Origin of the sequence: Microbacterium sp. NPDC058389 (assembly GCF_042722305.1) — a bacterium.
GTDB lineage: Bacteria > Actinomycetota > Actinomycetes > Actinomycetales > Microbacteriaceae > Microbacterium.
The window spans coordinates 72,883-91,770 of the sequence record NZ_JBHXJQ010000005.1 but is presented as its reverse complement, the minus strand read 5'-3'; the positions used below and the strand labels follow the sequence as shown (position 1 = coordinate 91,770).

At 72.8% G+C, this 18,888-nt stretch carries 15 protein-coding genes; 4 read left to right on the top strand and 11 right to left on the bottom strand.

What is annotated here, in order from left to right:
• Positions 1-22: 22 nt before the first annotated feature.
• Positions 23-610: a TetR family transcriptional regulator gene (locus tag ACFWJ8_RS08895; protein ID WP_378810716.1), complete on the top strand. Its 588-nt coding sequence runs from the start codon at positions 23-25 to the stop codon at positions 608-610.
• A 267-nt stretch (positions 611-877) separates the two neighbouring features.
• On the opposite strand, the gene ACFWJ8_RS08890 is transcribed toward ACFWJ8_RS08895, so the two are convergent.
• The 3 genes from ACFWJ8_RS08890 to ACFWJ8_RS08880 form a co-directional block, all read right to left on the bottom strand.
• Positions 878-2,458 (bottom strand): DEAD/DEAH box helicase, encoded by a 1,581-nt coding sequence (locus ACFWJ8_RS08890; RefSeq protein WP_378810714.1) that lies wholly within the window; start codon positions 2,456-2,458, stop codon positions 878-880.
• 225 nt (positions 2,459-2,683) lie between these two features.
• The gene (gene pip / locus ACFWJ8_RS08885) at positions 2,684-3,745 is read right to left on the bottom strand and encodes a prolyl aminopeptidase (protein WP_378810713.1); all 1,062 of its coding nucleotides are present in this window, start codon (positions 3,743-3,745) and stop codon (positions 2,684-2,686) included.
• Positions 3,742-4,614, bottom strand: coding sequence for a neutral zinc metallopeptidase (locus ACFWJ8_RS08880; RefSeq protein WP_378810712.1), 873 nt, complete (start codon positions 4,612-4,614; stop codon positions 3,742-3,744). The genes pip and ACFWJ8_RS08880 overlap by 4 nt, the downstream gene beginning before the upstream one ends.
• 95 nt (positions 4,615-4,709) lie before the next feature.
• Here ACFWJ8_RS08880 and ACFWJ8_RS08875 point away from each other — a divergent pair, with 95 nt between their 5' ends.
• Genes ACFWJ8_RS08875 through ACFWJ8_RS08865 form a run of 3 tightly spaced genes read left to right on the top strand, consistent with a single transcriptional unit; the run spans position 4,710 to position 8,124 of the window.
• A complete protein-coding gene (locus ACFWJ8_RS08875) occupies positions 4,710-5,735 on the top strand; it encodes a malate dehydrogenase (protein WP_378810711.1) in 1,026 nt (341 codons plus the stop codon).
• Between the two features lie 39 nt (positions 5,736-5,774).
• The gene (locus ACFWJ8_RS08870; protein ID WP_378810710.1) at positions 5,775-7,613 is read left to right on the top strand and encodes a cation:proton antiporter; all 1,839 of its coding nucleotides are present in this window, start codon (positions 5,775-5,777) and stop codon (positions 7,611-7,613) included.
• A 46-nt stretch (positions 7,614-7,659) separates the two neighbouring features.
• Entirely contained in the window at positions 7,660-8,124 is a 465-nt protein-coding gene (locus tag ACFWJ8_RS08865; RefSeq protein WP_378810709.1) for a recombinase family protein, read from the top strand.
• Between the two features lie 34 nt (positions 8,125-8,158).
• Here ACFWJ8_RS08865 and ACFWJ8_RS08860 read toward each other — a convergent pair whose 3' ends face one another.
• Genes ACFWJ8_RS08860 through ACFWJ8_RS08825 form a run of 8 tightly spaced genes read right to left on the bottom strand, consistent with a single transcriptional unit; the run spans position 8,159 to position 18,885 of the window.
• Complete coding sequence (locus ACFWJ8_RS08860) at positions 8,159-8,896, bottom strand: hypothetical protein (protein WP_378810708.1); 738 nt, start codon at positions 8,894-8,896, stop codon at positions 8,159-8,161.
• Positions 8,893-10,548 carry a protein kinase gene (locus tag ACFWJ8_RS08855; RefSeq protein WP_378810707.1) on the bottom strand — a complete coding sequence of 552 codons (1,656 nt, stop codon included), beginning with the start codon at positions 10,546-10,548 and terminating at the stop codon, positions 8,893-8,895. Before ACFWJ8_RS08855 ends, ACFWJ8_RS08860 begins: the two co-directional genes overlap by 4 nt.
• On the bottom strand, positions 10,548-11,903 hold the full coding sequence (locus ACFWJ8_RS08850; protein ID WP_378810705.1) for an FHA domain-containing protein: 1,356 nt from the start codon (positions 11,901-11,903) through the stop codon (positions 10,548-10,550). The genes ACFWJ8_RS08855 and ACFWJ8_RS08850 overlap by 1 nt, the downstream gene beginning before the upstream one ends.
• Positions 11,903-12,760, bottom strand: coding sequence for a PP2C family protein-serine/threonine phosphatase (locus ACFWJ8_RS08845; RefSeq protein ID WP_378810704.1), 858 nt, complete (start codon positions 12,758-12,760; stop codon positions 11,903-11,905). The genes ACFWJ8_RS08850 and ACFWJ8_RS08845 overlap by 1 nt, the downstream gene beginning before the upstream one ends.
• A complete protein-coding gene (locus ACFWJ8_RS08840) occupies positions 12,760-14,253 on the bottom strand; it encodes an RDD family protein (protein ID WP_378810702.1) in 1,494 nt (497 codons plus the stop codon). Before ACFWJ8_RS08840 ends, ACFWJ8_RS08845 begins: the two co-directional genes overlap by 1 nt.
• Positions 14,250-16,655 carry a transglutaminaseTgpA domain-containing protein gene (locus ACFWJ8_RS08835; RefSeq protein ID WP_378810701.1) on the bottom strand — a complete coding sequence of 802 codons (2,406 nt, stop codon included), beginning with the start codon at positions 16,653-16,655 and terminating at the stop codon, positions 14,250-14,252. Before ACFWJ8_RS08835 ends, ACFWJ8_RS08840 begins: the two co-directional genes overlap by 4 nt.
• On the bottom strand, positions 16,652-17,914 hold the full coding sequence (locus ACFWJ8_RS08830; RefSeq protein ID WP_378810699.1) for a DUF58 domain-containing protein: 1,263 nt from the start codon (positions 17,912-17,914) through the stop codon (positions 16,652-16,654). The genes ACFWJ8_RS08835 and ACFWJ8_RS08830 overlap by 4 nt, the downstream gene beginning before the upstream one ends.
• Complete coding sequence (locus ACFWJ8_RS08825; RefSeq protein WP_378810697.1) at positions 17,914-18,885, bottom strand: AAA family ATPase; 972 nt, start codon at positions 18,883-18,885, stop codon at positions 17,914-17,916. Before ACFWJ8_RS08825 ends, ACFWJ8_RS08830 begins: the two co-directional genes overlap by 1 nt.
• Positions 18,886-18,888: the final 3 nt, after the last annotated feature.

Sequence of the window (18,888 nt, the reverse complement as noted above, 5' to 3'; positions counted from 1 at the left end):
GACGCATGAGTACGATGGATGCATGGGCAATCGCGAAGACCTCCTGGCCGGTGCACGACAGGTGATCCTGGAGCGCGGGGTCGCCAAGGCGACGGCGCGCGACATCGCCGCGGCGGCCGGCGTCAGTCTCGCCGCGATCGGGTACCACTTCGGCTCCAAGGAGGAGCTCATCAGTGCCGCGCTGACGGAGTCGCTCGGCACCGGCATCGGCGACGCCATGGAGGCCGTGGTCGACGAGACCGCCGCCCTCCCCCTGATCGCAGGATTCACGGCCATGTTCGACCGCATGCCCGAGATCTTCGCGAGCAACCGTGAAGAGCTGTTCGCGAGCCTGGAGAACTCCGTCCGCGTCGCGCGCGACAAGAGCGGCAGCGAGGCGCTCGTGGATGCCGTCGGCCAGGCCCACCTCGGGATCGTCGAGGTGCTGCGCAAGGCACGCCCCGACCTCGCCGACGCCGACCTCGACGCCATCGCCAAGCTCGAGTTCGTGATCGTGCAGAGCCTCGGTCTGCTGTGGATCATCAGCCCCGAGTCCCTGCCGACGGGCGAGGAGCTCGCGCGTGCCGTCAGTGCGATCGCGAGCGACGGCGGCGCCACCGTCGCCGGCTGAGCGGCGAGCCCTCCCGCGCCCGCAGCTGCGCCGCCAAGAATTCAGGAGACACGCCGCGTGCCAGGCCGCTGCGGCTGCGCGCGGGTGCGCTGCTCCTGAATCCTCGACGCCGAGACCGGCGCCGGACGCCGAGACGGCCCCGGCCGCACGGTGCGGACGGGGCGCTTCGTCTCGCTCCTTCGTCGTTCGCTCAGCGGCCCGAGGGCGACGAAAGACGAAACGCCCTGCCGCGAGGAGCGACAGGGCGTTTCGAGGAAGGACTGCGTATCAGCGGCCGCCGCGGCGATTGCCGCCGTTCTGGCGGACGACCGAGCCGACCATCAGCTTGCCGGTGCCGCCGGACGACGCGCGACGACCGGGCGTGCGCGGGTTGCCCGCGGTCTGCTGGCCCGTGCGGCCGTGACCGGCGCTCTGGTCATGACGCTGGTGCGACGACTTCTCGTGCGTGGATGCCGCATCCCGGCGCTGACCGCCGGCAGCCTGCTGGCCGCCCTGGCCGCCCTGACCGCCCTGGCCGGAACCGCCCCGGCGGCGACGGCCGCCCTGGCCCGAACCGGCGCCCCGGCCCTGGCCGCCGGCATCCCGCTCGTCACGCGCGGCGCGCTTGCGCTGGGCGTTGGCGCCCTGGCTGGTGCCACGGGCCGGAGCCGCGACGGGCACCGGCTTGACGTACGGCGCGACCTGACCGACGAGCGCGGTCACCTCGGGCGAGGTCGCCGTGACGGCGACCGGCTCGACCGAGATCGCGGCCTTGCGCAGCAGCTGCGACACGTCGCGCTTCTGGTCGGGGAGCACGAGCGTGACCACGGCACCCTCCGCCCCCGCGCGGGCCGTGCGGCCCGAACGGTGCAGGTACGCCTTGTGCTCCATGGGCGGGTCGACGTGGATGACGAGCTCGACGTCGTCGACGTGTACGCCGCGCGCGGCGACGTCGGTCGCGACGAGCACCTTCACCTCGCCCGACGAGAACGCCGCGAGGTTGCGGTCGCGCGCCGCCTGCGACAGGTTGCCGTGCAGGTCGACCGCGGGGATGCCCTGCGCCGTGAGCTGCTTGGCGAGCTTCTTCGCCTGGTGCTTGGTGCGCATGAACAGGATGCGGCGGCCCATGCCCGAGGCGAGCGCCGTGACGACGTCCTTCTTGGCGTCGGCGTCGGCGAGCGTGAAGACGTGGTGCGTCATCGCGGCGACCGGCGAGTGTGCCTCGTCGACCGAGTGCAGCACCTCGTTCTGCAGGAAGCGGTTCACGAGCTTGTCGACCCCGTTGTCGAGGGTCGCGCTGAACAGCAGACGCTGACCGCCGGACGGCGTCGCGTTGAGGATGCGGGTCACGCCCGGCAGGAAGCCGAGGTCGGCCATGTGATCGGCCTCGTCGATGACCGTGATCTCGACGGCGTCGAGGTGGACGAAGCCCTGCTTCATGAGGTCCTCGAGGCGGCCGGGGCACGCCACGACGATGTCGACGCCCGCGTTGAGCGCGTTCACCTGGCGGTTCTGGTTCACGCCGCCGAAGATCGTCGTCGTGGTGAGGTTGTAGGCCTTCGCCAGCGGCGCGAGCGTCGCGTCGATCTGCGTCGCGAGCTCGCGGGTCGGGGCGAGCACGAGACCGAGCGGGCGGCCCTTGCGGCGCGGCCCGCCGGCGAGGGTGGTGCCCAGGCGCGCGACCATCGGGATCGAGAACGCGAGCGTCTTGCCCGAGCCGGTCTTGCCGCGGCCCAGCACGTCGCGGCCGGCGAGCGTGTCGGGGAGCGTGTCGACCTGGATCGGGAACGCGGTGGTCTTGCCGGCCGCAGCGAGTGCGGTGACGAGAGGCTGAGGCACGCCGAGCGCGCCGAAAGTCATGTCGGTCATGAGTGTCTGTCTCTGGGCACAGCGGTGCCCTGTCGGTGGCCGGGGCGGATTTCGCCCTCGGGTCGCCGTACGAAAGATGTCAGCGCGGTTCTTCGGATCGGGAATCCGGATGCCGGCGAGGGAAGCGTTCTACGACGCGAGAAGCGCACGAAGGCGCTGCAAGGTTCTCCACCTTACCAGTGGGCGGCTGGGCGTTCCCCGTCACCCGCTTCGTCTCGCCGCACGTCAGCGGCCCGAGTCGACCTCGGAGACCGCAGCGGCGTCCTCGGACTCCGGCTCGTCGACCTCGATGACGGCCTCCGCCTGCGCCGGCGTCACCCGCGCGAAGCGGTCGGTCGCCGCGCGGAGCGCCGCGGCGATGCCGGGCTCGGAGGCGGCGTGTGCGGCATCCGGGACCATCACGAAGTCGGCCTCGGGCCACGCGCGATGCAGGTCCCACGCGGTCATGGCGGGGGTGCACACGTCGTAGCGGCCCTGCACGATCACCGCGGGGATGTGACGGATGCGGTCGACCCCGGCGATGAGCTGCTCGGGCTCGAACCAGCCGCCGTGGAGGAAGTAGTGGTTCTCGATGCGGGCGAAGGCGACGGCCTCGCGCGGTGACGTCATCGCGTCGACGAGCTCGGGGTCGGGCAGAAGGGTGAGGTTCGACGCCTCCCACCGGGACCAGGCGACGGCCGCGGGCACGTGGACCGCGGGGTTCGGGTCGGCGAGCCTCCGGTGGTACGCCTGCATCAGCCGTGAGCGCTCGAGGATCGGTATGGGGGCGATGAAGTCCTCCCACAGATCCGGGACGATGGATGCCGCGCCGCCCTCGTAGAACCACTCCAGCTCGTGGCGCCGCAGCGTGAAGATGCCGCGCAGCACGAGCTCGGTGACGGATTCGGGATGCGCCTGCGCATAGGCGAGCGCGAGGGCGCTCCCCCACGAGCCGCCGAAGACCTGCCAGGCGGGGATGCCGAGGTTCTTGCGCAGCAGCTCGAGGTCGGCGACGAGGTGCCACGTCGTGTTGTGGCGCAGGTCGGCGCGAGGCTCGCTGGCGTGCGGAGTGGAGCGTCCGCAGCCGCGCTGGTCGAGCAGGATGACCCGGTACACCGCAGGGTCGAAGAAGCGACGGTGCCAGGCCGAGATGCCGGCGCCCGGCCCGCCGTGGAGGAACACGACGGGCTTGCCCTCCGGGTTGCCGACCTGTTCGTAGTACAGCCGGTTGCCCTCGCCGGCGAACAGGGTGCCCGTGTCGTAGGGCTCGATGGGCGGATAGAGGATGTCGTCGAGCTGCTCGTTCATAGGCTTCCCCCCGGAACGCCGAAGGTGTCGCACGCTGAGACACCGCTCTGGTAGCCCAGCTGGAACCAGCGCTGCCGTTGCGCACTGGAGCCGTGGGTCCAGGTCTCGGGGTTCGTGTACCCCCCGGACTGCTGCTGGATGTTGTCGTCGCCGACGGCCCCCGCAGCGTTGATCGCGTCGGCGATCTGCGCCTGCGTCGGGGGCTGCAGATACGGCACCCCGTTGTCGTCGACCTCCTCGGTCATGGCCCCGACCCAGGCGCCTGCGAAGCAGTCGGCCTGCAGCTCGGTGCGCACGCCGTTGCCGGTGGCGCCGGCGCCGTCGTTCGGATGCTGGTCCATGATGCCGGTGATGTACTGCACGTGGTGCCCGTACTCGTGGGCGAGCACGTACAGCTGCGCGAGGTCGCCCGCCGACGCGCCGAACTGGTCGCGCATCAGGCCGAAGAACGTCGGGTCGACGTACACGGCCTCATCTGGCGGGCAGTAGAACGGCCCGGTCTGATTGGATGCCGTGCCGCAGGACGACGACGTCGAGCCGTTGACGATCACGAGGGTCGGCGCGCGGTAGCCCTGCACTTGGCCGGACCAGTACTCGTCGAGCACGACGCTGCCGGCGGCGAGCCGGCAGGAGTCGTTCGCGTTGGCGTCGGCGCCGGTCTCGCACTGGGCGATCTCGGAGTCCCCTCCGCTCGCTCCGCCCTGCGGGGCCAGGGGCAGAACGCTGGAGAAGTCCTGCCCGGTGAAGAGCTGGAGCAGCAGCACCGCGATGGCCCCGAGGCCCACGACCCCGCCGCCTGCGACAGCCACGCCCGCCCCGCGACGCCTCGCCGTGTTCCCCCCGACGTTGGCGTTCTCGTTGAACGTCATGTCTGTCACGGTACCGTGAGAGCCTGATCGGGGCACGGAACGGCCCGGAAGATCGCGGGATCCGGAGGTGGATGCCGCGGGCATAGGCTCAGGGCATGGCGAGCGCACCCACGACCGTGACCATCACCGGCGGCGGCGGGCAGATCGGGTATGCCCTGATGTTCCGCATCGCAGCGGGCGACATGCTGGGGCCTGACCGCCCGATCCGGCTGCGGCTGCTGGAGATCCCGCAGGGCATGAAGGCGGCCGAGGGCGCGGCCCTCGAACTGCAGGACTGCGCCTTTCCGCTGCTCGTCGACGTGGACGTCACCGACGACCCGCTCACCGCCTTCAACGGGGCCCGCATCGCGATGCTCGTCGGCGCGCGCCCCCGCGCCGCGGGCATGGAGCGCGCCGACCTGCTCGCGGCGAACGCCGGCATCTTCGGCCCGCAGGGCCGCGCGATCGGCGCCGTGGCCGACGACGACGTGCGCGTGGTCGTGGTGGGCAACCCCGCCAACACGAACGCGCTCATCGCCGCGGCATCCGCCGCTCCGCATGTTCCCGCCGAGCGCTTCACGGCCCTCACGCGCCTCGACCACAACCGCGCCGTCGGCCAGCTCGCCGAGGTGCTCGGACGGGGTGCCGACCGGATCGAGGGCGTGACGATCTGGGGCAACCACTCGGCGTCGCAGTTCCCCGACGTCGCGCACGCCGTCGTGGACTCGCGCGACACGATGGTGGTCGACGCGCTGGCCGAGCGACTGGGCGGGCACGAGGCGGCGACCCGGTGGCTCGACGACACCTTCATCCCCCGGGTCGCGAAGCGGGGCGCGGAGATCATCGAGGTGCGCGGCTCGTCGTCGGTCGCTTCGGCCGCGAACGCCGCGATCGACCACGTGCGCGACGAGCAGCTCGGCACGCTCCACCGCACGTGGACGTCGGCCGCCGTCGTCTCGCGCGGCGAGTACGGCGTGCCCGAGGGACTCGTGAGCTCGTTCCCGGTGCGTTCGCACGGCGAGGGGTACGAGATCGTCGAGGGCCTCGACATCGACGACCGCGCCCGCGCCCGCATCGACGCCTCTGTTGCGGAGCTGGTCGCCGAACGCGACGCGGTGAAGGCGCTCGGCGTCCTGGGCTGACATCCGTCACGCACCGGGCCGCGCAATAGGCTCTAGGCCATGGAAGCGCTGGTCGTCGTGATCCTGGCCGTGATCGCGATCGCGGTCGCCACGGCCATCGCCCCGAAGGTGAGGATCGCGGGTCCGCTGATCCTCGTGGTCGTCGGCATCGTCGTCGGGCTCCTGCCCTTCGTCGAGGTGCCCGAGATCGACCCCGAGTGGATCCTCATCGGCGTGCTGCCGCCCCTGCTGTACTCGGCGGCCGTCTCGATCCCCGCGATCGAGTTCCGCCGCGACTTCGGCGCGATCGCGGGGCTGTCGTTCGTGCTGGTGCTGATCAGCGCCGGCGCGCTGGGGATGCTGTTCCACTGGCTGATCCCGGGCGTCGACATCTTCCTCGGCGTCGCGCTGGGCGCGATCCTGAGCCCCACAGACGCCGTGGCGACCTCGATCGTCAAGCGCCTCGGCATCTCGGGGCGCGTCGTCACGATGCTGGAGGGCGAGAGCCTGCTCAACGACGCCACCGCCCTGGTGCTCATGCGCACGATGGTGGCCTCGGCCGCGTTCGCGGTGTCGAGCGGCTCCGCGGGGGAGGCCGGCGTCGAGGCCACCGACGCCGCCTTCGGCTTTCTGCCCGCGTTCGCGTGGGGAGTGTTCATCGCCCTCGTCGTCGGCGGCGTCGTCGGCTGGCTCAACCTGAGGCTGCGCGCCCTCGTGCACCACGCCGCCGCCAACACGGCGATCGGGTTCGTCGTGCCGTTCGTCGCGTACCTGCCGACCGAGCACCTCGGCGGGTCCGGGCTCGTGGCCGCGGTCGTCGCAGGCATCGTCACGGGCCAGGGTGCCGCACGACGGTTCTCGCCCGAGCAGCGCCGATCGGACGAACTCACCTGGCGCACGGTCGAACTCATGCTCGAAGGCGCGGTGTTCCTCATCATGGGCCTCGAGCTCAAGCAGATCGTCACCGACAACTTCGCCAAGCACAACGGTCTCGGCACCGGACTGGAGATCGCCGCGCTCGCGTTCGTGGTGATCATGGTGGTCCGCACGGCGTACGTGTCGCTGCTGGTGTGGCTGCAGACCCGCCGTGCGGCCCGCAAGCAGCAGTCGAAGGAGCGGCTGGAGTCGTTCAACGACCGGCTCGACCAGATCGCGGACGGCACGGTCGTCCTCCCGCCGGGCGGCCCGGGCGCGGGTGAGCGCGGAGGCTCCCGCGAGCGCCGACGCGGCCGGCGCCGCGGAGGACCGGGCGCTCCGATGGACGAGGAGCGCACGCAGCGGCGCGTGTCGTCGATGCGGCGGCGGGTCACCACCGCACTGCAGGACATCGACTATTACCAGTCCGAGCCGCTCGGCTGGAAGCACGGCACCGTCATCGTGTGGGCCGGCATGCGCGGAGTCGTCACCCTCGCCGCGGCGCAGACCCTTCCGCGTGACACCCCGTCCCGCGAGCTGCTGGTGCTCGTCGCGTTCGCTGTCGCCGCGGGCAGCCTCGCGATCCAGGGCTCCACGCTCCCGTGGCTCGTGAAGGTGCTGAAGTTCCCGGTCGCCGCCGGGGACGGCGCCCTGCAGCGCGAGATCGGACGCCTGGACGACGAGCTTCGTGTGGCGGCGGCATCCGCGCTTCACGATCCCGAGTTGAAGCGCCGTGACGGACGCCCGTTCTCGCCCGAGCTGATGGCGCAGCGCGCGCGCTTCGCACAGCCGCCCCGCGAGGAGCTGAGCAACATCGACCCCGCGGAGCTGTTCGAGCTGCGGCTCGCCTCGATCACCGCGATGCGCGCCGAGCTGGAGCAGCTCAGCCACGGCGGCGCGTACAGCACCGCCGCGCTGCGCCACGCGCTGGCCGAGCTCGACGCCGATCAGCTCAGCGTCGAGCTGCGCCTGGGCGACGACTGAGGTCCGGCCGGGTGAGACAATGGGGGCCGAGCAAGGGGGCACTCACATGAGCGACACGACACCGAAGACGCGATCGGATGCCGTCACGCCCGACACTGCGCCGCTGACGCTTCCGCACACCGCGGCCGAATGCCCCAAGTGCTTCACCGAGCTGCAGGGCGACCGCACCTGGTGGCTCGCACGCCCGGCCGGATCCCGTCTGGTCGGACTCGTCATCGCCCGCGACGACATGCCGTCGGTGGTCGAGCAGCGCAACGACCTGACACGGTTCGGCGTGCCGATCGAAGGCTTCCGGCACCCCGCCCCCGAGACGCTGGAGTCGTGGGAGGAGCGCCTGACGCGACTTTTCGGCCGCCTGACACGCGGCGACGTGGTGGTCGTCGCCAACGTGCACGCGCTCGGACGCGACATCGACGAAGAGACCCGCACCGTCACCGAGCTGCACCGCAGGGGCATCGTGGTCAAGGTCGTCAGCCACGGCGGCCGCCACCTCTACGACGCCGGGCGCTGACCGGCGGCACGGGCGGTCGCACCCGGCGAAGCCGTCAGTCGTCGTCGGAACCGAGCGCCGAGTCGTGCTCGAGGTCGAGGAGCGGCAGGTCCTCGCGCGCCACCATGCGTGCGGCGACCGCGTGCTCCACCAGGCGGATCCGCCGGTTGGTGGCGTAGGACCGCACCCCGCCGCGCAGGCCCGGCACGCCGGCGCGATCGAGCTTGTCGCACACGTTGTCGAGCTTGCGGTTGAAGCGCGTGAGGGTCCAGCCCAGGCGCTCGGCGGCCTGAGCCGATGTCGGCAGCTCACTCATGCCGGTGCCCTCGCGGCGCAGCACCGGCTCGGCGAGGGCGAGGATCATGACCTTCTGGCTGTGCGTGAGCGGCACCTCGCCGATCGTCGAGAGCCCGTCGTCGTCGTCCCCGAGCGGCGGCTGCGTCTCGCGGAACGTCGGCTCGGCGGCGTGGATCGTCAGCTCGTAGGTCGTCGGCCCCGCGCTGAAGATCACGGTGGTCGCGGCGAACACCAGCGGCAGCCGCGCACCCGGCGCGAGCCACGCCTGCACCCGCCCGCCCGTGTCGGTGACGGTCGCCGACAGTCGCGTGCCGACGTTCGACAGCAGCCACAGCCCCTCGACGTTCTGGATCGTCAGGAAGTTGCGGTGCAGGAACAGGTTGTCGTCGATCGCGAGGTCGCCCTCGCGGCCGACGGTGAACACCTGATGGGGTTCGACCTCGAACTCCTCACCGGCGAACTCGACGCTCAGCTGGTCGGCAGCGGGCGGGGTCACGGCGTGCACCCCCGCGTCGGGTCGTCGGGGTCGTGCTGCGTGCCGTTCCTGCGCACGAGCAGCACGTCGATGCAGGTCTGCCCGGACGCCGCGGCCGGCACGGTGATCTCAGCCGCCGTGACGGGCTCCTGCTCGGCATGGGTGTCGGTCAGCGAGACCTGCTGGACGAGGTAGAAGTCGCCGTCCTTCGGGTCGGGGTTCGTCCACGTGAACTTCACGCCGCCGTCGACCGGGGTTCCGACGACATCCTCCACCGCCGGCACGGTCAGCGCGATCACGTCCTGCGGCTTCGTCGTCGCCTCGGTCGCCTTCGGCTCCGGTGCGCCGCCGAGCAGCCCGGGCAGCGACACGCCCACGATGATCGCGACGACCACGAGCGCCGCGGCGCCGAGCCCGATCCACAGTCCGGTCCGGCGACGCCGGGGGGCGGCATCCACGTCTTCCTCGTCGGCGACGGCGGCCGTCGGCAGCGGGACGGGTGCACGCATGACGGTCTCGTCCAGCGACACGGGAAGCGGCACCTGGTCGCGGCGCATGGTGTCGGCGGTCGCCGACGTGGCGCCCCGCAGCACCGTCGCGCCGTCGACAGGCTCGAACACGGGTGCCGTCGCGGGCGGGAAGCCGGTCGTGACGGGCGGCGCCGAGAAGCGGGGCGCGACGGGGGTGGTGGTCGCCGACGGGCGGGTCATGCCGGCGGCGGGCGTCGTCTCGGGGTCGATGCTGACGACCCCGCGCACGCGGGTGAGGCCGTCGTCCTCGTTCCGCTCGATGTCGTCCGGCGCCTGGTCGTCGAGGATGTCGATGGGGGTCACCGAGTGCGACAGCTCGATCTGCACCGTCTGCAGTGCCCGGGCGAACGCCAGCGCGCTCTCGTACCGGTCGCCCGACGGCTTCGCCATCGCACGATCGAGCACCCGCTGCAGGGATGCCGGCGCGTCGGGCCGGCCGAGCGGCGGCAGCGGCATCGTCTCGATGCGCGAGATCAGCTCGGCGGCACTGTTGCGCTGTCCGGGCAGCTCGAACGGCGAGCGGCCGGCGAGCAGCGTGTACACGGTCGCGCCGAGGGCGTAGACGTCGGAGCGCGGATCGCTGCGCGGCACGTCGGCGAACGACTCCGGCGGCGACCACGGGATCGACAGGCCTGCGGACTCCGCCGCCGCGCTCGTCGTGGACGCGATGCCGAAGTCGGTGAGCGCCGGCCGGTTGTACTCGGTGACGAGGATGTTGGCGGGTTTGATGTCGCGGTGCAGCACGCCCGCGCGGTGCGCCGTCTCGACGGCCGCCGCCACCTGCACGCCGACCCGCAGCGACTCTGCGATCGAGAACGGCTCGCGCCGGTAGCGCACCTGCAGGTTGGGCCGCGGGCAGTACTCCATCACCAGGTACGGGCGCCCGTCGCGGGCGACGCCTGCCTGGTAGATCGTCACGATCGCTGGATGCGTCGAGAGCATCGCCATGACGTTGGCCTCGGCGGTGAACTCCTCGACCGAGTCGCTGGACATGCGGTCGGTGAGGAGCACCTTGACCGCGACGCGGCGCTTGGGCAGCGCCTGCTCGTACAGGTACACGTCGGCGAATCCGCCCGACCCGAGCAGGTCGACGTACGTGAAGCCGGGAAGGTCCGGCGGCGCCATGGGTGCGCGCTTGGCCATCAGGAGAGCCCCTCGATCGCGACCGTGATGCCGTCGCCCAGATCGAGCACGTCGCCCGGGATCACGACCGTCGCCTCGCCCGGGTGCAGCCGCATCGGGTCGGCGGCCGTGCGCAGCAGCGTGGTGCCGTTCGTGGTGCGCAGGTCGGTGGCCACGATGCTCTCGCCCTCGACGCGCAGCTCGACGTGGCTGCGCGAGATGTCCTGCTGCGGGCTGTCGACGGCCACCAGGTGCGGCAGGTCGGTGCCACTGACCCGGGTGGACCGCGGCCGGCGGCCGATCACGACTGTGCGGTCGAGCAGCAGCACCTGTCCCGTCGAGACGCGGATGCGGCCGGGCGCCGGCGGACGCGGCGGGGCCAGCGGCGGCGTGGTCGACGTCGGAGCCTCCGCGGCGGCGGCTGCCTCACGGCCGGCGCGCAGCGCCCTGGCCTGGGCGAGCGAGATCGTCGCACCGTCGTGGTCGCCCGGCGCGGGAGCCGCGGGAACGTCCTCGACGGGGCGGACCACCGTCGCACCCCACAGCGGGTCGTGTCCGGTGGTCGACGAGGCGTCGCCTCCGACCGGCCCGGCAGCGGACGTCTCGGGCCGTGACTGCGACAGCTCGGAGTCCTCGGGCAGCAGCGTCTCGTCGCCCGCCACCGTCTGCACGGTGCTCGAGTCGATCAACCCCGGCACGTTGCCCGCCGGCTCCGGCGAGGGAGAAGTGGATGCCGCACCCCGCCTGGTCGCAGGGACCGCGTCGACCGCCACAGGCGTCGCCGCGACCGGCGCCGCCGCGACCGGCGCGGCCGTGGGGGCCTCCACGACCGGCGCGAGCACAGCCGGCAGTGCGACGGGGGCGGGGGCCGAAACCGGCTCAGGCACGGGAGCAGGAGCAGTGGCCGCAGGGGCAGGGACGACCGGCACGGCGGCGGTCGCGGCATCCCACACGATCGTCGATGCGAGCACGACGCCATCGGTCACGGGCAGCTCGGCGGGGTCGGCACCCTCGCCCGCACCCGACTGCAGGGTCACGCGCCGCACACCGCGCACGACTCGCTCGGTCCACGTCGTGACGCCGGCGCCCGACACGCGCTCGGGCGCATCCGCGTCTACGTCGAAGGCGAAGTCGCCGCGCACCGCGATGCGCACGGAGTCACCCTCGACGAGCGCGACCGCGAACGCCGGGATCGCCGTGAGCGACGCACCGTACGCGCCGGTGAGCGACTCGATGACACCGCCGAGGCCCCGCCCTTCCGCCACGACCGACCGCACCCGGGTGAGCAGCGCGGCGGACGCGCCGTGTTCGAACACCGCGAATCCGCGCGGCGTCACCGCGACGGGTGTCGAGCCGGGGGCGTACAGCATCGGCATCAGGAACCTCCAGTGACGGCGGCCCGGGGGAGGGTGTCGGCGTCGATGTCGAAATCGGCGGCGACGGCAGGCGCACCTACCGGAACCGTATCGCGCTCGTTCGGACGGTCGGTCCGGCTGCGCACCGCGAGCGCGTCGACCACGACCGCCGTGATGTTGTCGCGCCCGCCCCGGACCATCGCCTCGTGCACCAGCCGCGTCGCCGCCGCCTGCGGATCGGTCTCGGCGAGCAGGATGCCGTGGATCGCATCCTGCTCCAGCTCGCCCGACAGCCCGTCCGAGCAGACCAGGATGCGATCGCCCTCCTCGGCGGGGATCAGCCAGTAGTCCGCCGCGGCGTCGCTGCCGGCGCCGATCGCCCGGGTGATGACGTTGCGGCGCGAATCGCGGTGGGCCTCGTCGGCGGCCAGCTCGCCGGCATCCACCAGCTCCTGCACGTACGAGTGGTCGACGCTCACCTGCTCGAAGTGGCCGTCGCTCAGGCGGTACGTGCGCGAGTCGCCGAGGTTGACGGCCAGCCAGTAGCCGTCGCCGTCGATGTCGGCGACGACGACGCCGGCGAGTGTCGTACCGGCGCCCGCTCCCCCGCCGGCCGGCAATGCGGCGACACGGCGACGGGCCGTGGCCAGCGCCTCGTGCATGTCGTCCTGCGTGAGACTCGGGCGTCCCGCCAGACGCGCGAAGACGTCGACCACGGCCGCGCTGGCGACCTCGCCCGCGTTGTGGCCGCCCATGCCGTCGGCGACGAGGAACAGCGGCGCCTGCGCGAGGTACGAGTCCTCGTTGATGCGGCGGCGCAGACCCGGGTCGGTCGCCGCGCCGGACGCGACGACGATGGGTGCGGGCAACTCGGCCATCATGCGCCACCCACCGTCACGGCGCGGTCGCCGAACTCCAGACGATCGCCGGTGCGGAGGTTCGTGCGCACCCCTGCGACGAGCGGGATGCGTCCGCCGTCGCGCACCAGGATCGTGCCGTTCGTCGAGTGGCGGTCGACGATCCACGCGGCCGCCGGGTCGCCGCCGATCTCGAAGTGCGTCTTCGACAGCGACAGCGTCTCGTCGCGCACCGCGATCGCCACGGCACCCGCTTCGCCGGCGGGGTTGCGGCCGTACAGCGTGCGGCCGTACACGGCCATGCGCGTGCCGTCGTCCCACGTCAGCACGGCGATCACGGGCGCGTCGGGGTACAGCGCCGCGCGCTGAGCCGGCGGCGCCACGGCCATGCGGGTCGCGTCGAGGTCGTCGGCGAGGGCCGCGGGGACGGATGCCGCCTGCGCCGCGGGGACGACGACAGGCGCCGGGGCCGGGGCCGGGGCCGGCACGGGCACGGGCGCGACGACCGGTGCGAGGTGGGGCGGCGCGACCACCGGCGCCGACACCGGAGGCGCTGCGATCGGCGCGGGGTCAGGGCCGTGGCCGGCGGCGGTGCCGAACAGCGCCGACATCGGGTCCAGCGGCTCGGTCGTGGTCGCCGCGGGGAACGGCGTCGTCTCTTCGGGGAACTCCGGCGGCGTCTTCGCGATCGCCGCGGCGGCGGACGACGACGTGTGCCACGGCACCTCGGCGATGACGCCCGAGGGCGCCGCCGGGCGCGCTGCGGCCGCGGGCGGTGTGACACCCGCGGCGCGGGCGCTCTGCGTGGACCAGCCCGGAGCGGCCGGGGGCGCCGAGGGGCGCAGCTCTGTGGCGCCGACGGCGTCGTCGTCCAGCGGCGCGACGCCGGCTGCGGGTGCCGAGACGGGTGCCTGCGCCGCACGTGCGGGCGGCGCAACGGCTGCCGGCGGCGCGAGCGTGGCCACCGGCATCCCGGTCGGCGGCGGCAGGTACGGGTTCGCCGTCGCTGCACGGGTGCCCGGCGCGACCGGCCAGGCGGCGGGCGCCGGTGCCTGCGCGTCGACGACGGCCGCCTTCGCGGCCAGGTCGTGCCACCCCTGGCGGCGACCGCTCTGGTCGAACAGCGGAGTGAAGTAGCCGACGACGATCGCGCAGCTCGCACCGAACACGATGTTGCGCCACACCGCTCGCCAGAAGCCGATCGGGCCGCCTGTCGCCGCGTCCTGCAGCCGCACGCGCAGCGCACGCTGCCCGATCGAGCCGCGACCGCCCTGCATGGCCGTGTACACCAGCGCCCACGCGAGCAGCAGCAGGCTGATGAGCGCGTACGCCAGCAGCACGAACGATGCCAGCGCCTCGGGGCGCCACCCCGGGCCGACACCGAGCACGATGCCGACCGCGATGCCGATCAGCAGTGCGCCCAGCGCGTATCCGATCGCGAGATCGATCGCGAAAGCGCCCACACGGCGCCCGAGGGACGCCGGGGCCTCGACGCCTGACGGGCTGTTGGTCATTCGTTCTCCTGTGCTGGGGGGTCGGCGCGCTCGGGTGCGCGGCGGGCGTCGGCGGCGCTGCGCGGCGGCAGCGCGAACCGGGTGCCCTCGAGAAGGGTGCGGATGCTCAGGCGCGCACGCAGGCGGCGCCAGAACGAGCGGGTGCGACCCATCCCCCCGACGAGCGCATCCACCTCCGCCCAGAACGCGTCGATGTCGGCCGGCGTGGGCTCGGTGGGACCGAACACCTCGATATCGGCGCGGTGCGCGAGGGTCGCCACACGGGGCTCGGCGAACGCGGACGTCAGCACGCCGGCGTCCTCCTGCCGCGTCGCACCGGGGCGCACCGGGGCTCCGAGGTCGGACGCGCGGTCGACGAGCTCGTCCCAGCCACCGCTGATCCGGTCGGCGGCGCGCTCGGCCTGACGGCGCTTGCGACGGCGCGCGGCCTTCATCACGCCGATCACGATGAACGGGGCCAGCAGCAGGGCGAGCACGCCGAGGGCGCTCACCCCGATCGTCACGATCATCCACAGCAGGGCCGAGTCGAACCCGTCCTCATCCTCTGCGCCACGGTCGTCGGCCACCGTCGGCGGCAGGTCGACCGGCTCCTGCGGCGGGGGCGGCGGCTGCAGCACCTGCGGCTTGGGATCGGCCTTGGGCTTGGTGGTCTGGTCGCTCGGGACCTGGTCCTCGGGCGGCGTCGGGTCGAACGGGACCCAGCCGGCCTTGTCGAAGGCGACCTCGACCCACGCGTGCAGGTTGTCGCCATTGGCCTCGAAGACGGCGCCCCCGGCCTGGTCCTCGTCGGGGTAGAACCCCATCACGACGCGCGCGGGGATGCCGAGCTCGCGAGCCATCAGCGCCATCGCGGTCGCGTACTGCTCGTCGTCGCCGACCATCTGCTGCGAGCCGAGCAGCGTCGCGATGCGCTCCGCGCCGTGGCCGGCGCGCGACAGCGGCTGCCCCTCGAGGCCGTGGCTGAAGAAGCCGTCCTCCGACAGGAACTGCTGGAGTGCGCGCACCTGCTCGAGGGGAGTGGATGCCTCGGCCACCGCCGTCGACGCGACATCGGCCAGGTCCTTCGGCACGCCCTCCTGCTTCGGGAGCGACACCGGCGCGAACTTCTGCTTCGCGAGCTGCTCGTCGCTGGGAACCGACGGGATCACGCTGTCGAGCGTGTACGCGTCGCCCTTGCCGAGACCGGCGGTCACCACACCGGTGTCGGTGGACTCGTTGTAGTGGGCGGTGCGACGCAGGTCGTCGGCATGGTCGCCGTCGAACGTGATGCTGCGGACGGCGCCGGCGTCCGGCATCCACACGCTCTCGAGGTCGCCGATCTCGACCCGCACCGTCGCTTCGACGCCCTTCGCCTCGGCCGACATGTTCGTGCGCGCCTGCGAGAAGGCGCCGGACGAGCCCGCGCCCTTGTCGGACACGTTGTAGACCATGCCGTTGTACTCGTCCATGGTCGCCAGGCGCACGCGGGCGTCCTTGGGCAGACCCGTGACGGTGAAGAGCGTGTCGTCGGCGTGGTCGCGCACGTACGCACGGTACGACTGCAGCGGGCTGGCGTACTCACGCACGTCGAACGGCGGGATCACGACGTCGCGCAGCACGTAACGGGGCGACTGCGGCGCGGCGAACGCGCTCGTCGCGACACCGATGACACCCGCGAGCGCGACGACCCCGGCCCCCAGCAGAACCCGCCGGACGCCGGCCCCGCGGGATGCCCCCGCCTCGCCGACGGAGACGGCGGCCGCCTGCGGCAGCCACGCCTGGCGGACGGCGAGCCACACCACCGAGACGAGGCCGAACACGACGCCCTGGACCACCGGGACGAACGGCTGCGACGTGCCCAGCGCGATCTCGGCGCCCAGGAACGCGGCGGCCGGGATGAGCGCCCACGCGGCGCTGCGCAGTCGCAGCGCGAACGACGTCGTGAGCACGGCGGCCACGAGCGCGAGCAGGAACGGGACGACCAGGTGGCCGTCGTCGGCCGCGACGGGCGCGATCGTCGTGAGCAGCTGCTTGAACGACATCACCGAGCCCAGCGCCAGCAGGCCGAGAGTCTGCACGGTCGGCACGACGCCCGCGACCGTCGTCGCCGGCAGGGCGAGCGCGCCGCCGAAGAGGAAGTACACCACGATCGTCGCGGCGGCGACGGCGAGGACGCCCCAGCGGAACACCCGGCCGAGCACCGCGATGCCCATGCCGAGGACGAGTCCGCCCAGCGCCGCGACGAGGTAGCGGGGGCCGTCGAACGTCGGCCAGAACCCGACGACGGGGATCAGCAGCAGCACCGAGACGGCGACGAGGTCGAGGATCCAGCGGCGGCGCGAGAGCGGTTCGGGCGCGGGCCGTGCCGGACGCGTCGGGCGTGCGGTCTTGGCCGCGCGGGTCGCGGCGGCGGGCGCGGTCATGCGAGCACCTTGCGCAGGGCGAGGGGCAGCTGCTCCAGTGCGCCCACGGTGATGACGTCGGCGTCGCCGATGCGACGCAGGGCGGGCGGGGTGCCGGCCGGAGCGACGACGACCGCGAGCACGCGGGCGCCGAACGGCAGCCGGCTGCACGCGGTGCGCAGGTCGTTCGCGTCGACCTTGCTGCCGCACACCAGCACGACGACGCTCGCCAGCGCCAGGGTCGCGGCGACCGAGCCCGCGAGCTCGACGATGCCGCCCGCACGCGAACGGGAATGCTCCAGGCCCGACAGCGCGTCGAGGAACTGCTTGCCGGTCGCCGCCGGCAGCGCCCGCTCCTGCACGCGCACCTCCACGCGCTGCGAATCACGCAGCGCTCGCAGGCCCAGCGAGCCCGCGACCGAGATCGCCAGCTCGAACTCCTCGTCGTCGCGGTAGTCGCCGGGGCTCGTCGACAGGCCGATCACGAAGTGCGACCGGCGGGTCTCTTCGTACTGGCGCACCATGATGTGCCCGGTGCGCGCGGTGGACTTCCAGTGCACGTGACGCAGGTCGTCGCCGGCCTGGTACTCGCGCAGCGCGTGGAACGACACGTCGTCGGGCGACAGGTCGGTGGCGGGCAGGCCCTCGAGGTCGCGCAGGAAGCCGAGCGACTGCCCGTCGAACAGCACGGTCCGCGGGTGCACGAACAGGTCGACCGGCTCGTCGCGCCGGTGCACCCGCTCGAAGAGGCCCAGCGGGTCGCCGCGCACGACGCTGACGGGACCGACCTTGACGACGGCCCGGCGCGACGTCGGGATGGCGAACAGCTCCTCGGCGGCCTCGCCGGGCGCGAGGCGGTGCACGTCGAAGACGCCGCGCCCGTTGCCGACCGGCAGCACGACCCGCGAGGGCAGGATGGCGCGCGTGCCGGTGTTCGACAGCGTGAGCGCGCCGACCGCCCGCTCCCCCACGACGACGCGCGTGCGGTTGAGGTCGAGCGACACCTCGTAGGCCGTGCGGCCGATGAGGAAGAGCAGGCACAGCAGCAGCACCGTGCCGACGACGACCGCGGTGACGGTGAGCTCCCACCAGCCGAGCGACCGGCCGGCGATCCACAGCGCGACCGTCGCGGCGATGAGCACCCAGGCGACGGGGCGCACGACCCCGAACACGCGGCCGAGCACACGACCGATGGCGCGCAGCACGGTCAGCGCGAGCTGCCCGTACCCCGCGCTGCGATCCTGTGCCGCGGCCTGCGACCCGAGTGCCTCCGTCGCCATCAGGCCGCGGACCTCGCCTGCGGCGCCGCGACGGACTCGAGCACGCGTGCGACGACGGTCTCGGCGGACGTGCCGCCGAACTCGGCCTCGGGGTCGAGCACGATTCGGTGCGTCCACACCGGGCCCGCAAGCGTCTTGACGTCGTCGGGCAGCACGAAGTGGCGTCCCTGGGCTGCGGCGAAGACCTTGGCGATCCGCACCATCGCCAGCGATCCGCGCACCGAGACTCCCAGGCGCGTCGCCTTGTCGTCGCGCGTGGCCTCGGCCAGCTGCGCCGTGTAGCGGAGCACCGCCGGGTCGACGTGCACCGTGCCGGCGAGGTCGGCCATGTCGGCCACCGCACCGGTCGTGATGATCGCCGGCAGGTGTGCCGACGGGTTGCGGTCGGCCGCGCCCGCGAGGATGCGCTCGGCGACCGCGAGGTCGGGGTAGCCGATCGACGTCTTCACGAGGAAGCGGTCGAGCTGTGCCTCGGGCAGCTTGTACGTGCCGGCCTGCTCGATAGGGTTCTGCGTCGCGATGACCAGGAACGGGCGGCCGACCTCGTGCGCCACGCCGTCGACGGTGACCCGCGACTCCTCCATGACCTCCAGGAGCGCCGACTGCGTCTTCGGCGAGGCGCGGTTGATCTCGTCCGCGAGCACGATCGACGCGAACACGGGGCCGCGGTGGAACTCGAAGCGGCGCGACGTCTGGTCGTAGATCGTGACGCCGGTCACGTCAGACGGCAGCAGATCGGGAGTGAACTGGATGCGCGTGCTGCTGCCCTGAACCGTGGCCGCGAGAGCCTTGGCGAGGCTCGTCTTGCCCGTGCCCGGGGCGTCCTCGAGCAGCACGTGGCCCTCGGCGAGCATCGCCGACAGCACCAGTCCCACCACCTCGCGCTTGCCCATGAGGGCCTGGTCGACGTTGTCGACAAGTCGCGCGAAGGTGCCCTGGAACCAGGCCGCCTGTTCGGGGGTCATCGTCATGTG

What these genes read in the sequence shown, in the direction of transcription:
- ACFWJ8_RS08895 (WP_378810716.1), top strand. Translation starts at nt 23, where the DNA reads ATGGGCAATCGCGAAGACCTCCTGGCCGGTGCACGACAGGTGATCCTG.
- ACFWJ8_RS08870 (WP_378810710.1), top strand. Translation starts at nt 5,775, where the DNA reads ATGGAAGCGCTGGTCGTCGTGATCCTGGCCGTGATCGCGATCGCGGTC.
- ACFWJ8_RS08840 (WP_378810702.1), bottom strand. Translation starts at nt 14,253, where the DNA reads ATGACCAACAGCCCGTCAGGCGTCGAGGCCCCGGCGTCCCTCGGGCGC.
- ACFWJ8_RS08835 (WP_378810701.1), bottom strand. Translation starts at nt 16,655, where the DNA reads ATGACCGCGCCCGCCGCCGCGACCCGCGCGGCCAAGACCGCACGCCCG.
- pip (WP_378810713.1), bottom strand. Translation starts at nt 3,745, where the DNA reads ATGAACGAGCAGCTCGACGACATCCTCTATCCGCCCATCGAGCCCTAC.
- ACFWJ8_RS08875 (WP_378810711.1), top strand. Translation starts at nt 4,710, where the DNA reads ATGGCGAGCGCACCCACGACCGTGACCATCACCGGCGGCGGCGGGCAG.
- ACFWJ8_RS08830 (WP_378810699.1), bottom strand. Translation starts at nt 17,914, where the DNA reads ATGGCGACGGAGGCACTCGGGTCGCAGGCCGCGGCACAGGATCGCAGC.
- ACFWJ8_RS08825 (WP_378810697.1), bottom strand. Translation starts at nt 18,885, where the DNA reads ATGACGATGACCCCCGAACAGGCGGCCTGGTTCCAGGGCACCTTCGCG.
- ACFWJ8_RS08880 (WP_378810712.1), bottom strand. Translation starts at nt 4,614, where the DNA reads ATGACGTTCAACGAGAACGCCAACGTCGGGGGGAACACGGCGAGGCGT.
- ACFWJ8_RS08855 (WP_378810707.1), bottom strand. Translation starts at nt 10,548, where the DNA reads ATGGCCAAGCGCGCACCCATGGCGCCGCCGGACCTTCCCGGCTTCACG.
- ACFWJ8_RS08890 (WP_378810714.1), bottom strand. Translation starts at nt 2,458, where the DNA reads ATGACCGACATGACTTTCGGCGCGCTCGGCGTGCCTCAGCCTCTCGTC.
- ACFWJ8_RS08850 (WP_378810705.1), bottom strand. Translation starts at nt 11,903, where the DNA reads ATGCCGATGCTGTACGCCCCCGGCTCGACACCCGTCGCGGTGACGCCG.
- ACFWJ8_RS08845 (WP_378810704.1), bottom strand. Translation starts at nt 12,760, where the DNA reads ATGGCCGAGTTGCCCGCACCCATCGTCGTCGCGTCCGGCGCGGCGACC.
- ACFWJ8_RS08865 (WP_378810709.1), top strand. Translation starts at nt 7,660, where the DNA reads ATGAGCGACACGACACCGAAGACGCGATCGGATGCCGTCACGCCCGAC.